Origin of the sequence: Erythrobacter rubeus, assembly GCF_014705715.1 — a bacterium.
Classification (GTDB): Bacteria; Pseudomonadota; Alphaproteobacteria; order Sphingomonadales; family Sphingomonadaceae; genus Erythrobacter; species Erythrobacter rubeus.
In genome coordinates this window covers 2,215,818-2,229,359 of the sequence record NZ_JACXLC010000001.1, presented here as the reverse complement: position 1 = coordinate 2,229,359, position 13,542 = coordinate 2,215,818, and the positions used below count along the sequence as shown (strand labels likewise).

General features: G+C 58.7%; 6 protein-coding genes, 3 tRNA genes and 3 rRNA genes (1 of these 12 cut by a window edge). 7 read left to right on the top strand and 5 right to left on the bottom strand.

What is annotated here, in order from left to right:
• The 7 genes from IB285_RS11025 to IB285_RS10995 all read left to right on the top strand — a co-directional run.
• Positions 1-383, top strand: a 16S ribosomal RNA gene (locus IB285_RS11025) (it extends 1,103 nt beyond the left edge of the window).
• A gap of 195 nt (positions 384-578) precedes the next feature.
• A tRNA-Ile gene (locus tag IB285_RS11020) sits at positions 579-655 on the top strand.
• Positions 656-687: 32 nt separating this feature from the next.
• Positions 688-763 (top strand) — tRNA-Ala (locus IB285_RS11015).
• A 263-nt stretch (positions 764-1,026) separates the two neighbouring features.
• Positions 1,027-3,814: ribosomal RNA gene (locus IB285_RS11010) — 23S ribosomal RNA — on the top strand.
• A 135-nt stretch (positions 3,815-3,949) separates the two neighbouring features.
• Positions 3,950-4,064 (top strand): 5S ribosomal RNA (gene rrf, locus IB285_RS11005).
• Together the 16S, 23S and 5S rRNA genes with 3 tRNA genes alongside form the textbook arrangement of a ribosomal RNA operon.
• A 230-nt stretch (positions 4,065-4,294) precedes the next feature.
• Positions 4,295-4,371, top strand: a tRNA-Met gene (locus tag IB285_RS11000).
• A gap of 524 nt (positions 4,372-4,895) precedes the next feature.
• Entirely contained in the window at positions 4,896-6,020 is a 1,125-nt protein-coding gene (locus IB285_RS10995; RefSeq protein ID WP_234033128.1) for a DUF2279 domain-containing protein, read from the top strand.
• A gap of 32 nt (positions 6,021-6,052) precedes the next feature.
• Here the strand turns inward: IB285_RS10995 and IB285_RS10990 are convergent, their stop codons facing one another.
• From IB285_RS10990 to IB285_RS10970, 5 genes are all read right to left on the bottom strand, one after another.
• Positions 6,053-7,429, bottom strand: coding sequence for a hypothetical protein (locus IB285_RS10990; protein WP_190788218.1), 1,377 nt, complete (start codon positions 7,427-7,429; stop codon positions 6,053-6,055).
• A 125-nt stretch (positions 7,430-7,554) separates the two neighbouring features.
• The gene (locus IB285_RS15035; protein ID WP_234033127.1) at positions 7,555-9,414 is read right to left on the bottom strand and encodes a methyl-accepting chemotaxis protein; all 1,860 of its coding nucleotides are present in this window, start codon (positions 9,412-9,414) and stop codon (positions 7,555-7,557) included.
• 98 nt (positions 9,415-9,512) lie between these two features.
• Positions 9,513-10,979: a methyl-accepting chemotaxis protein gene (locus tag IB285_RS10980; protein ID WP_234033126.1), complete on the bottom strand. Its 1,467-nt coding sequence runs from the start codon at positions 10,977-10,979 to the stop codon at positions 9,513-9,515.
• Positions 10,976-12,520 carry a putative bifunctional diguanylate cyclase/phosphodiesterase gene (locus tag IB285_RS10975; protein ID WP_190788217.1) on the bottom strand — a complete coding sequence of 515 codons (1,545 nt, stop codon included), beginning with the start codon at positions 12,518-12,520 and terminating at the stop codon, positions 10,976-10,978. The genes IB285_RS10980 and IB285_RS10975 overlap by 4 nt, the downstream gene beginning before the upstream one ends.
• Before the next feature lie 151 nt (positions 12,521-12,671).
• The gene (locus IB285_RS10970; protein WP_190789081.1) at positions 12,672-13,535 is read right to left on the bottom strand and encodes a CheR family methyltransferase; all 864 of its coding nucleotides are present in this window, start codon (positions 13,533-13,535) and stop codon (positions 12,672-12,674) included.
• Positions 13,536-13,542 lie beyond the last annotated feature (7 nt).

The window sequence follows — 13,542 nt, the reverse complement described above, 5'->3', positions numbered from 1 at the left end:
GCCGGTGATAAGCCGGAGGAAGGTGGGGATGACGTCAAGTCCTCATGGCCCTTACAGGCTGGGCTACACACGTGCTACAATGGCATCTACAGTGGGCAGCTATCACGCAAGTGTGAGCTAATCTCCAAAAGATGTCTCAGTTCGGATTGTTCTCTGCAACTCGAGAGCATGAAGGCGGAATCGCTAGTAATCGCGGATCAGCATGCCGCGGTGAATACGTTCCCAGGCCTTGTACACACCGCCCGTCACACCATGGGAGTTGGTTTCACCCGAAGATAGTGCGCTAACCTTTTAGGAGGCAGCTAGCCACGGTGGGATCAGCGACTGGGGTGAAGTCGTAACAAGGTAGCCGTAGGGGAACCTGCGGCTGGATCACCTCCTTTCTAAGGATTGATTGCGAAAGCGCCTGGGCTTGACCCGGGAAGTGCTTCGCAGCTTCCAAAGAACATTGCCGTCGTCCTCATGTCCTTTCATCAATCAGATACACCGCGGTAGCGGGGCCTCGCCTCGTCATCCGTGTTGTTTGCCTGAGCTGGCTCGCGCCGCAATCGGCTTTTCGGAGCCGGCTTGTTAGGTGCAGGTCCGTAGCTCAGTTGGTTAGAGCGCACCCCTGATAAGGGTGAGGTCGGTGGTTCAAATCCACTCGGACCTACCATCACTTAGCCGTGATGAGCGTTCACCACTAAAGGGGCCTTAGCTCAGCTGGGAGAGCACCTGCTTTGCAAGCAGGGGGTCATCGGTTCGATCCCGATAGGCTCCACCAGGCATTTCTGATTGAATGAAAAGAAACGAGATCCCGTCTTCGGACGGGTCAGGCGGATCTGCCGCCGACATTTGACATTGTGAATGGGTTTTTAAATCGATGCCGTGGCGCATGGATTGCTTGGATGGTCTAGCCGGCCATTCTACACGCGATCGATGCATCACAAATCAATCAAATTGATTATCTGGCTGAGATAATTTCTCCTCACCATCGTGAAGACGCACAGGACTTTATGCAGGCCTGTCGTTGATGGTGTGGATTCTCAAGCGTGAGGTAAGAGCATTTGGTGGATGCCTTGGCATGTACAGGCGAAGAAGGACGTGGCACGCTGCGATAAGCGTCGGGGAGTTGTGAGCAAACTTTGATCCGGCGATTTCCGAATGGGGAAACCCACCTTCACCATTTCTTTCATCTTCTTTTCGGAGAGGCTGAGAGAGGTGGATAAGGTATCACCTTAGTGAATATATAGCTTTGGTGAAGCAAACCCGGGGAACTGAAACATCTCAGTACCCGGAGGAAAAGACATCAACCGAGATTCCCGTAGTAGTGGCGAGCGAACCGGGACCAGGCCAGTGCCTTTTCTATTATTAGCAGAACACTCTGGAAAGTGTGGCCATAGCGGGTGACAGCCCCGTATGCGAAAAGACTAGAAAAGGACTTGAGTAGGGCGGGACACGTGAAATCCTGTCTGAACATGGGGGGACCACCCTCCAAGCCTAAATACTCGTACATGACCGATAGCGAACACAGTACCGTGAGGGAAAGGTGAAAAGCACCCCGATTAGGGGAGTGAAACAGTACCTGAAACCGGATGCTTACAAGCAGTTGGAGCCCCATAGGGGGTGACAGCGTACCTCTTGCATAATGGGTCAGTGACTTAATCTAGCATGCAAGCTTAAGCCGTTAGGTGTAGGCGAAGCGAAAGCGAGTCTGAATAGGGCGAATGAGTATGTTGGATTAGACCCGAACCCCGGCGATCTAGGCATGACCAGGTTGAAGGTGCAGTAACATGCACTGGAGGACCGAACCGTTTAATGTTGAAAAATTATCGGATGAGTTGTGTTTAGGGGTGAAAGGCCAATCAAGCCGGGAAATAGCTGGTTCTCCGCGAAATCTATTGAGGTAGAGCGTCAGATTTTTGCCAATGGGGGTAGAGCACTGGATGGGCTAGGGCTGCGCGAGCGGTACCAAACCTAACCAAACTCCGAATACCATTGAGTCTAGTCTGGCAGACAGACGGCGGGTGCTAAGGTCCGTCGTCAAAAGGGAAACAGCCCTAACCTACAGCTAAGGTCCCCAAGTCATATCTAAGTGGGAAAGCATGTGGGAATCCCAAAACAACCAGGAGGTTGGCTTAGAAGCAGCCATCCTTTAAAGAAAGCGTAACAGCTCACTGGTCTAAATAAGGGTTCCTGCGGCGAAGATGTAACGGGGCTAAAGATATGCACCGAAGCTTAGGGTTGCAGTTTACTGCAGCGGTAGCGGAGCGTTCCGTAAGTGGTTGAAGCCGAAGGGTAACCGACGGTGGACATATCGGAAGTGCGAATGCTGACATGAGTAGCGATAAAGAGGGTGAGATGCCCTCTCGCCGAAAGACCAAGGGTTCCTGCTCAACGCTAATCGGAGCAGGGTAAGCCGGCCCCTAAGACGAGCCCGAAGGGGGTAGTCGATGGGAACCACGTTAATATTCGTGGGCCTGAAGATGTGTGACGGATGGCGGAAGTAGTGTGTCCTTATTGGATTGGGCATGCTGCCAAGTCGTTCCAGGAAATAGCCTCTTCATATAGACCGTACCCGAAACCGACACAGGTGGTCAGGTAGAGTATACCAAGGCGCTTGAGAGAAGTATCCTGAAGGAACTCGGCAAATTGCCTCCGTACCTTCGGAAGAAGGAGGCCCCGTTAGAAGGCAACTTTTAGCGGGGGGCACAGGCCAGGGGGTAGCGACTGTTTATCAAAAACACAGGACTCTGCTAAGTCGGCTTCAAGACGACGTATAGGGTCTGACGCCTGCCCGGTGCTCGAAGGTTAAGAGGAGGAGTGCAAGCTCCGAATTGAAGCCCGAGTAAACGGCGGCCGTAACTATAACGGTCCTAAGGTAGCGAAATTCCTTGTCGGGTAAGTTCCGACCTGCACGAATGGCGTAACGACTTCCCCACTGTCTCCAGGATATGCTCAGCGAAATTGAATTCTCCGTGAAGATGCGGAGTACCCGCGGTTAGACGGAAAGACCCCGTGCACCTTTACTGCAGCTTCAGAGTGGCATTAGGAAAGAACTGTGTAGCATAGGTGGGAGGCTTTGAAACTTGGGCGCCAGTCCGAGTGGAGCCATAGGTGAAATACCACCCTGTTGTTTTCTGATGTCTAACCTAGAACCGTTATCCGGTTCAGGGACCCTCTGTGGCGGGTAGTTTGACTGGGGCGGTCGCCTCCTAAAGAGTAACGGAGGCGCGCGATGGTAGGCTCAGGCCGGTTGGAAACCGGCTGCGAGAGTGCAATGGCATAAGCCTGCCTGACTGCGAGACTGACGAGTCGAGCAGAGACGAAAGTCGGTCATAGTGATCCGGTGGTCCCTCGTGGAAGGGCCATCGCTCAACGGATAAAAGGTACGCCGGGGATAACAGGCTGATGATTCCCAAGAGCTCATATCGACGGAATCGTTTGGCACCTCGATGTCGGCTCATCACATCCTGGGGCTGGAGCAGGTCCCAAGGGTTTGGCTGTTCGCCAATTAAAGTGGTACGTGAGCTGGGTTCAGAACGTCGCGAGACAGTTTGGTCCCTATCTGCCGTGGGCGTCGATACTTGAAAGGAGTTGCCCCTAGTACGAGAGGACCGGGGTGAACATACCTCTGGTGTACCAGTCATGCCGCCAGGCGTGCCGCTGGGTAGCTATGTATGGACGGGATAACCGCTGAAAGCATCTAAGCGGGAAGCCTCCCTTAAGATTAGGTATCTTCGAACCGTCATAGACCATGACGTTGATAGGCTGGGTGTGGAAGCGCAGTAATGCGTGAAGCTAACCAGTCCTAATAGTTCATATCGCGCTTGAGAGTTCGCACTATCAACGACAGGCCTGAATGGGTCTCTCGTTGGAGAAGTTCTCCAGCCAGATACGCCCTTTGTAACACTTGCACCCATATTGAGTGCACATCGATTTAAACCCGCAATTCCGACAAGCTTCATTGCTTGGTGGCTATAGCGTCTGTGACCCACCCGATCCCATCTCGAACTCGGCCGTGAAACCAGACTGCGCCGATGGTACTATGTCTCAAGGCATGGAAGAGTAGGTCGTCGCCAGGCATTGCAGCTTGTCGGGAAAGCGGGATAACCCATTCATAAGTCAAAGGGCTGGCCTTAGAGGTTGGCCCTTTTGGCGTCTTTGGTCGATTGGCCGAGACGCGTTCGTTCGAAGCCGCAGGCTTCGCAAGGCCGACCGGCCGTCCGCAGCGATGCGATCGAAGATCGCGTGAGCGAGGATAGCCAAGCCGACGAATGTCGGCACCGGCGCTTGAGGCGAAACAAAACGGTGCCGCGGGATGGAGCAGTCCGGTAGCTCGTCAGGCTCATAACCTGAAGGTCGTTGGTTCAAATCCAACTCCCGCAACCACCGTGCGAGATATCAACAGACAGTTATCCGATCGCTTCGCGAATAACCTGAAGGCTCGGCTTTGGCTTCGCCCCCCGGGCGAAGCGTCGCCTGCGCTTGGTTCAAATCCAACTCCCGCAACCACCGAAATGCAAAATTTCCAAAAGGCCTCGCTGTTCGTCAGCGGGGCCTTTTTGTTTTGGGTCGTTACAATGGAATCCCACCCTTTCATGCGCGGCGGGGCACATGAAAATTATGTGCGCGCGGCGTATCAGCCTCGAAGCCTTGCCTATTTGCAGGACCGTCACGCCGTAACCTCAGCGCAACAGCTGAAAAGCGATCTACGAACGGCCCGCTGCCCCGATTGCGTCTGATCGGGCTGATAGCTAACCGGTTGGTAACCCGTTGAAGTGCTAGCGATATTGTTCGGCGAAAGTCAGCTGCAGCAGCTTCAGGTTAGGTTCGGCTTTTTCATCGCACTATGATCGGCCGGCGGAGGAGGAATGGCGCAATGCGTTCAGATGATCTGGTGAGGATACAGAGCCATGCGCCTTAAAACCGCCCGCGCGGCGGGTGCACTGGCGCCTGCTATTCTTGCTCTGTCCGCGGCGCCTGCCATGGCGCAGTGGGACGGCTCTTTCATTGATCAGAGCGCAACCCACGAGCCGATGCTAGAGGTATCTCCGATCGGCATAGCGAGGCTCGATGCGGCGCTCGCGCAGGATCCCCATATCGATCTTGTTTCAACAACGGAACTCGCCGCCGACATACGGCAGATCGGCGGCCCTGTGTTCACGAACCGAGCAGCGACGATCGCGCCCGCCGGTATTTATGGTCCGGAGAGTTCCGAAGACGCCAAAGGCGCCGCAATTGCGGAAAGCGAGGCGCGTCCGAGGAGGCCATACGCGTCCTTTGGCGAGGACGTAGCCGCCATCAAGTGGGAGCTGGCCGCAGTTGGTGGGTACTATTTCGCGATCAACGCGCCCAAGCTCTTCGATGATCCTCAATGGCCGAGCTTCCAAAGCGAAGGCTGGTTCGGCGTCAACACGAACAATGTCGGTATCGACAAGCTGGCCCACACTTACTCGACCTATATCGTCAGCGAGCTCCTCTACGCGCGGTTGAACCACAAGACGGGCGGCGCGCCAGGTATCCAGTACACCGCTGCGGCCCTCGCTTCCGGTATCATGATCGGTACCGAGCTGTTCGACGCGATCGAGCCCACGAGCGGATGGTCGTGGGAAGATTTCGCGATGAACACCGCGGGTGCGGGGCTTTCGATCCTGCGCAACAGTGTGCCGGATCTCGACCAGAAGCTGGATTTCCGGCTGATGATCACCCCGAATGACGACATCTACACCACCAGCGGTAAAGAGCATTTCCGGCAACAGCGTTATTTCTTCGCGCTGAAACTCGCCGGATTCGAAGCGTTCGAGCGGAGCCCCTTTCGTCTTCTGGAGCTGCACCTTGGCTATCGCGGGGATGATTTCCTAGCGGAAGATCGCGCGGCGGGTATCCGTCCGCAGCGACATATCTTCGTGGGCTTCGGCCTCAACTTCGGCGAGCTCTTTTTCCGCAGGGCCAAGAGCCCGACTGTTCGCTCAGCGGGGGACGTGCTCAATTACTTCCAGCTTCCCTACACCGCGGCTCACTTCAATCTGACCGAGTGAGCGGGCAGGCTGGCAGGGCACACTGTCGCACCTCAGCCGGATGTTGAGGCTGAGCGTTCTCCTTCGCTGAGATCGCGCAGATTCAGCGCATGGCGCAGGGCAGCGATCGCCGCCTGCTCCGCTGGAGCGTTCCCCTCTTTCCAATAGTCGAGATGCTGAAACCGCAAGCCGTCATTCGGCAGCTCGACATCGCGTATACCCGGTCCGAAATGCGGCGCGCACGGCCCTGCGACCGGATCGCCTGCGAACAGCAACCGGGCGGGAAAGTAGATATTCGACCATACGACCGGCGCAAAGGGCGCGGCATGATGCGGGGTCCTGTGCGATGCTGCGCGGGGGTAGCTGAACTGTTTCACATCCTTCGCCCAGTACTCGTATTCGGGCGGATCGCTGGGAAGCTCGCGGCGCTCCTTGCGAAGCGCGAACGCCTCCTCGCTGTCTGCGAGGAGCACATTCGCCCTGCCAAGCGGCGATCCCAGGGTGACAAGATCGCTCACCAGCCATAGCGGATCGGGCTGACCTGCCAGCGCGCGCCGATATTCACGTTGAAGATCGCGGTAATGCGCGCGCTTTTCCTCCAGGCCTTCGGCGGGCGTGATCGGGACAAGGCGGTCATCTTGCTTGTCGTGAAGGAACAGCGCCGCGCCTGCATCCTCGAGAGTGTCGAGTGCGTGCATCAGGCTTTCCGATTTCGCATGCTGCTGTTTCAGCCGCTCGCTGTCCAGACCGGCCCAGGCGTGCGTGAGGATATCGTAAGCGACCAGCGAACCGAGGCTGTGTCCCACCATGACGATCCGATCGTACCGCTCGGTCGCGCGCAGCCGCTCGATCAAGGCGATTCCCTCGGCGCGGATGCGCTGGCGAGCTTCAACGTTGCGCGGTTCAGCGCGAAGGTAGCGCGCGGCATCGCCCGCTACGTTGACGATCTTCCCAAGTATGACAGCGGCGAGAGCGGGAAAAACCAGGCCGGCGACAGCCGTGAACCACGCGAGATCGGGCGCGAGGGCGAGCCAGGCGACATAGGCAATGATGGCGAGCAAGACCGCCGTCCACCCGGCAATCCAATAGGCCTGATAGGCGCGGGGCAAGCTGCCTTTCCGCCGCCAGAACAGCGAAACCAGCCAGCGCCGGATATCACCCAGCGTGTTGCCGAGCATCATGTGCGCCCAATAATATTCGTAGAAATCGAAGCTTCGGCCCGAATGCTTGTCGCCACGGGTCGTGACCCGGCGCAGCTCGTGATTGTTCTCGGTCCCGCCTGGTGTCGAATACACTTCGCGCTGATAGGGATCGACCATCTCGGGATCGTTGGACCAGGCGGCGTCGATGAAGCTCCACAGCGTGTCCATCGGGCGCTGCTCGCCGATCCCGTGAATAATGATGACAGCAGTTTTCTTGCGCGAGGGCATCGCGGTGCCTCCAGCCGTTTGCCAACGATGCGCGAATGTGCAGGCCAGCGGAGCTGGTGGCAAGCGAACGGGTTAACGCGCGGACGGCAGGCGGCCGATGATCCGCCCAGCTACAGCGTGTGTGATTATCCTTCGCGGACTTGCCTCAGGAAGGTCTCGACCTGCTCGTTGAGGGTGGTCGCCTGCTTGTCGAGATCGTTGGCGCTGCTCAGCACCTGGCTCGCTGCGGCCCCAGTTGAAAGCGACAATTCGCGCACGTCGTCAACATGGGTCGCGACTTTCTCCGTGCCACGCGCGGCCAGATCGATACTGCGCGCGAGATCCTGCCCTGCGACCGACTGCTGATCGACCGCGCTGGCGATCGAAACGGCGGTCGTCTCCAGTTCCTTGACCTGCGTCGCGATCGAGCGAAGCGCGGAAACACTTGCTCCGGTCGTGTCCTGCATCGCCCGGATCTGGTCGGCGACCTGCTCGGTCGCGCGGCTCGTCTGCATGGCGAGTTCCTTGACCTCGCTGGCGACGACCGCAAAACCGCGCCCCGCTTCTCCGCCGCGCGCAGCCTCGATCGAGGCGTTGAGCGCGAGCAGATTGGTGCGCTGGGCGATGGTCTGGATCAATTCCACGATCTGCCCCACCTGTTCTGCCGAGCTCGAAAGCGCGGAGATGGTGGTGTCCGCTTCTTCGGTCGCGTCGGTCGCCAATCGGGCAAGCTCGCTGGAGGACGCTGCTTGGCGGCTGATCTCACCGATCGAAAGGGCGAACTCGTCACTCGCTGCCGCCGCCGCCGTGGCTCCGGCATTTGCCTCGACCATGTCGTTCGACAATTCGCTGGTGCGCTGGCTCGCCTGTTCGGCCGTGCCCGCCATGCGCGTGGCCGTGCTTTGCAGCTCGCGGGATGCCGTGCCGACATTGCTCACGACCTCGCCAACGGTGCGCTCGAATTGCTTGGCGACGTCCGTAAGCAGGGTGGCCCTGCGATTTTCGGCTTCTTCGCGTTCGCGCTCCCGTTCCTGCTGAACACGGATTTCCTCTTCGGCACGGTCTGCGCGTTCCCGGGCCCATTGTTCCAGCTGTCGGCTCGCGCGTTTGAACATGGTGAGCGTGCGGCTCATATCGCCCAGCTCGTCCTTGCGATCGAGACCATCGACCTGAAAGTCTCGGTCGCCCTTTGCCAGGCGGACCATGCCGTGCGTGATTTCCATGATTTTGCCCGAAAAGCCGAAAGAGAGATAGCTCATCCCGGCTAGCAGGATCGATATTCCGATTACGGCGAGCACGGCCACTATGGTGACCATGGAGAAGAAATAGTCGACACCGTCCGCTTCGATCTGGGCGGATTCCACGCTCAGGTCGACGGCGAATTGATCGGCCTGTTCGAACAGCGCATCGCCTTGGTCCGACAATTGATATGCGAGCGCGACGGAGGCGTCGCTGCGGCCTTCGCGGTCGAGGCTGTCGAGCAGCCTTTCGAAAGTCGTGTTGTACTCGACGAAACTGGTGCGGTTTTCCTCCAACCGGTCATTGAGCTGAGGGACATGTTTGTTGACGACGCTCGCCACCTCGCCGAGCTGCTCGCGAGCGGCGGCGAAACTGCGGGCCTGGCGGTCGCGCGCTTGCGCTTCTTCGCCGAAGATCATGCGCACCGTGTTGTACCGCAGTTCACCGGTCGATCCGCGCAGTTCGGTTGCAGCGATCACGCCGTCCTTGACCTCGGCCGAGGTCTGGTAACGCAGATACACTTCGCTGAGGCCGATCGTCAGCACCAGCCCGATCGCAAACAGCACCGCGAAAAAGGTGCCGAAGATCGCATTGATCTTGCCCTTTGTCCGCAAGTCGCGGAACCAGCGGAACTTCTCGAGAAAACTGCTCTGCAAGGATCCGGCAGGCGCGTTCTCAAGCTCGGTTTCGAGATCGATATTTGGCGAACTTGCAAAGTCCGGCACAGCAAGCTCTTCGCGCTCGTCCTGCAGGCTGATCATATTCATGCGGAAGAACCTTCGGTCTCGTACATCACATCAAAAATCCTGAACGAAAATCCTTTCCATTTCCTTGCCCGCAGCCCGTGCAAGTATGGAAATGCGCACTATCCCGCGCGGATTTTCCCGAGAAAGCCGTTTACCTGGCTGCGCAGCGTCGATGCCTGCTGCTCAAGCTCGGTTGCGCTGGAAAGAACCTGACTGGCCGCAGAGCCGGTCGAAAGCGACAATTGATGCACATCTTCGATATGCCCTGAGACCTGCTGCGTGCCGCGCGCGGCGAGATCGATGCTGCGTGCCAGATCCTGACCCGCGACCGATTGCTGATCGACCGCGCTGGCGATGGAAACGGCCGTACTCTCAAGCTGCTGCACTTGCTCCGCGATCGAACGGAGCGCCGAAACGCTCGCGCCGGTCGTGTTCTGCATCGTCGTGATCTGCTCGGCCACACGCTCGGTCGCGCGGCTAGTCTGCATAGCGAGCTCTTTGACCTCGCTGGCGACGACTGCAAATCCGCGACCGGCTTCTCCGCCGCGCGCGGCCTCGATCGAGGCATTGAGCGCGAGCAGATTGGTGCGCTGGGCGATGGTCTGGATCAATTCGACGACCTGGCCGATCTGCTGCGCGGAATCCGAAAGTGCGGAGATGGTGAGGTCTGCCTCGTTGGCTGAAAGCGTCGCCGTGCGCGCGAGCTCCGCCGATGATGCCGCCTGTCTGCTGATCTCGCCGATCGACATCGCGAACTCATCGCTCGCAGCGGCGGCCGCCGTCGCGCCGGTATTCGCGTCGGACATGGCGGTAGACACGTCTTTGCTGCGTCGGCTCGCTTCGTCCGCGCTGGTGGCCATCGATTGCGAGGTGGACTGAAGCTGGGTCGAAGCCGCAGCAACGCTGCTAGTGACATCGCCGATCATGCTCTCGAACTGGTCGGCAAGATCGCGAAGCATGGTTTCGCGCTCGTTTCTCGCCTCTTCCGCCTGAAGCTGAAGCCGGGCCTGCTCTTCGAGCTCGGCGCTGGCCCGTTCGGCGCGCTCACGGTTAAGTGAGGCAAGCTCGATGCTGGCCAGGCGAAGTTTCTCGATCTCGACCGCCATCTCGCCATACTCGTCGATCCGGTCGCGGTGCGGGACGACGATATTGTGCTGGCCTGATGCAATGCGCTGGACACAATCGACGATCTGGCGCGAAGTGCGCACAATGTCGGTCCTGATCGCCGCGAGAAGTGCCAGCATCACCCCGAGGCCGATGGCGACGGCGACAAGCATGACAAAGCGCAGATCATCGGCTTGCTGTGCTGCAAGCGCGATCGTTTCGGGCTGCGCTGCCTGCAAGTCGGCGGAGATCTGACCAAGGCCGACAAAGGAGAGGCTCGCTGTCATCACGATCAGCGCGAGCGGCATTCCGACGGTCAGGAAAACCTTCTGCGGCGTGCTGCGGCGGCGGTACCAACCGGTGATCGGGCCAACGCTTTCTTCGTAGCGATAGTCTTCCTGCACGACTTCCGGAGATTCTGCAGGAGCGAATCCCGCTTCTGCTTTCGCGGTTTCTGGAAATACCGGTGTTACCGAGCTCATGCCGCCTGCTCCCCCCTATTGCTCTCCCCGAGCAATTTTGCCTGCGCGTCCTGCGCTGCAATCAGCTTGTCGATCTCTTCTGCGGGCATGGCCTTGTAAAACAGCCATCCCTGAATCTGGTCGCATCCTGCCGTCCGCACGAGATCGGCCTGCTCGTCGGTTTCCACGCCCTCTGCGGTGACATCCATCCCCAGCGCGCGGGCGACTGCGATGCTGGAAAGCATCATAGCGCGGCTGCCATCATCCTCGCCCGCCTGCACCACGAGAGTGCGATCGAGCTTGAGCTTTTCGAAGCGGAATTGCCGCAGGAAACCGATCGACGCGTAGCCGGTACCGAAATCGTCGAGCGAGATGCGGACGCCGAAACTGCGGATCACATTGAGGCTGCGCTCAGCCACCACCGGGTCGAGCACGAGGCAGGTCTCGGTGACTTCCAGCTCGAGCTGCTCGGCCGGAAAGCCGGTCTCTTCCAGGATTTCGCCGAGCTTTATCGGGAATTCGGGATTGCGAAGCTGCGCGGCGGAAATGTTCACCGATAGGGTGATCTCGCCCCATCGCATGGCGTCGCACATCGCCCGCCTGAGCACCCAGAGCCCGATGGGATTGATGATGCCTGACTGTTCGGCGACAGGGATGAAGATGTTGGGGCCGAGCGGCGATCCTGTGGTGCGGTTCCAGCGCAGCAACGCCTCGACTGCGACGATGCGCCCCTCTTTCGCATCGACCAGTGGCTGGTATGCGATGGCGAATTCATCGTTCGAAATCGCGCTGCGCAGATCGTCTTCAAGCTCGCGCACGGCTTCGCGCCGCTGATCGAATGTCTCGTTGAACCAGGTGCAGCGCATCTTGCCGCCGCGCTTCGACATGTACATCGCGACGTCGCTGCGGCGTAGCATTTCCGAGGAGGAAAGGCGGGCCGCGGCGGTGCTTCGTGCCAAGCCGATGCTCGCGCCTACCACAATCTCTCGCTTGTCGACCTCGATAGCCGTGGCGAGGGTTTCGAGCAGCGACCGGCAAAGCCCTTCGAGGAGAGTACCCGCAGCATCGCCTGCCATGACGGCGGCAAACTCGTCGCCGCCAAGCCGGTAACAGCTCGCCTCACCTGCGCAGATTTCCTTGAGCAAGGTTGCGCATTTCTGGATCAGCTGATCGCCGACGGCGTGGCCGTAATGGTCATTCACCTGTTTGAAGGCATCAAGATCGATCAATGCGATTGCGATCTCGTCATGGACCTCAGACATCGCCTCGATATCGCTGTGCAAGGCCCGGCGATTGGGAAGGCTGGTCAGGCTGTCCTTCGTCATCACCCGTTCCAGCTCCCGCACATTTGCAAGGCCGCTGCGGCTCAGGAAAAGCACGGTCGCTGCGTAAATCGACAATCCGATGATGAGCAGAGTTGCAGGTGCAAGCAGCTTGAACTGTTCGCTGGCGAATACGCCGATGCCGATCAGGCCGAACACCCCGGTCAGAATGACCAGCGGAGCGAGAACCAGTCCCGTCGGAGACAGATTCAGTTTCTTGGCCTCAATTGGCAACGACATTCCCCATCTTGGCCCCATAGGGCACGAACCCGTATGCCGGTGCTGTCTCGCCGCGGCCTAATCTTGCGAAATCTCTAAATTTGAATGGCTAATCTTTCGTAAAAGCGAGGCTGACGGGCCCGAAAAACCCACCTCCTGCGCGCTTTTGCGGTTAGCCTGTAGCGAGCAGAGGGGTTTCATGGGGGCTAGGTGTTGCCTCGTAGATGGAGGCCCGCTTGGGTGAAGGCATGAAGGCCCGCGTCTGCCCGACCACCGTTTCGCCAGCGCCGAGCATCAGAAACCCGTCGTCGGCCATCGCGCTATGCAGCCTGCTGAACGCACGCTCCCGGTTTGCCTGATCGAAGTAAAGCAGGACGTTCCGGCACAGGACAAGATCGAATTTGTGCCGCGATGGCGGATCGCTCAGCACGTTGTGCTGCTGAAACCGCGACATCGCGCGCGTCTCTTCGACGACCTGCCAGCCTTGGCTCGTTTCATCGAAGTGTGTGAGCATCTGCGCAACGCCCAGACCGCGCTGGACCTCGAACTGACTGTAAACCCCGTTACGCGCCGCGTTTATTGCGCGGTGCGATACGTCGGTGCCGAGGATATCTATCGTCCAATCCTTCCAACGATCGGCCATGTCGGCGAAGATCATCGCGATCGAGTGAACTTCCTGACCGGTTGAACACCCGGCGCACCAGATCGAAATGCGTTTCGAATGCTCGCGGCGCTCGGCAATGGTTGGGATGATATCGTCCGCAAGCTGATCGAAGGTCGGCTTGTCGCGGTAGAAATAGGTTTCGTTGTTCAGCAGCGCTTCGACCACTTGCTGGGCAAGTTCCGGCTTTCCAGGCGTGCGCATCGGCAGGTCGAGCAGGCAGACGAGCTGATCGATATTGCTGATGCCATGCTCGCGAAAAACGCCGGACAGTGCGGTTGCGACGCGCCATCTGCGGCTTTCGGAAAGGTGCTGACCGGTACGCGCCTCCAGCAGATCGTCGATGATCTGGTATGAGGCCTGGCTCGCGTCCATGGGATTT

Excerpts from the sequence above, each read along its gene's own strand:
- IB285_RS10995 (WP_234033128.1), top strand. The coding sequence starts at position 4,896 with ATGCGCCTTAAAACCGCCCGCGCGGCGGGTGCACTGGCGCCTGCTATT.
- IB285_RS10990 (WP_190788218.1), bottom strand. The coding sequence starts at position 7,429 with ATGCCCTCGCGCAAGAAAACTGCTGTCATCATTATTCACGGGATCGGC.
- IB285_RS15035 (WP_234033127.1), bottom strand. The coding sequence starts at position 9,414 with ATGAATATGATCAGCCTGCAGGACGAGCGCGAAGAGCTTGCTGTGCCG.
- IB285_RS10980 (WP_234033126.1), bottom strand. The coding sequence starts at position 10,979 with ATGAGCTCGGTAACACCGGTATTTCCAGAAACCGCGAAAGCAGAAGCG.
- IB285_RS10975 (WP_190788217.1), bottom strand. The coding sequence starts at position 12,520 with ATGTCGTTGCCAATTGAGGCCAAGAAACTGAATCTGTCTCCGACGGGA.
- IB285_RS10970 (WP_190789081.1), bottom strand. The coding sequence starts at position 13,535 with ATGGACGCGAGCCAGGCCTCATACCAGATCATCGACGATCTGCTGGAG.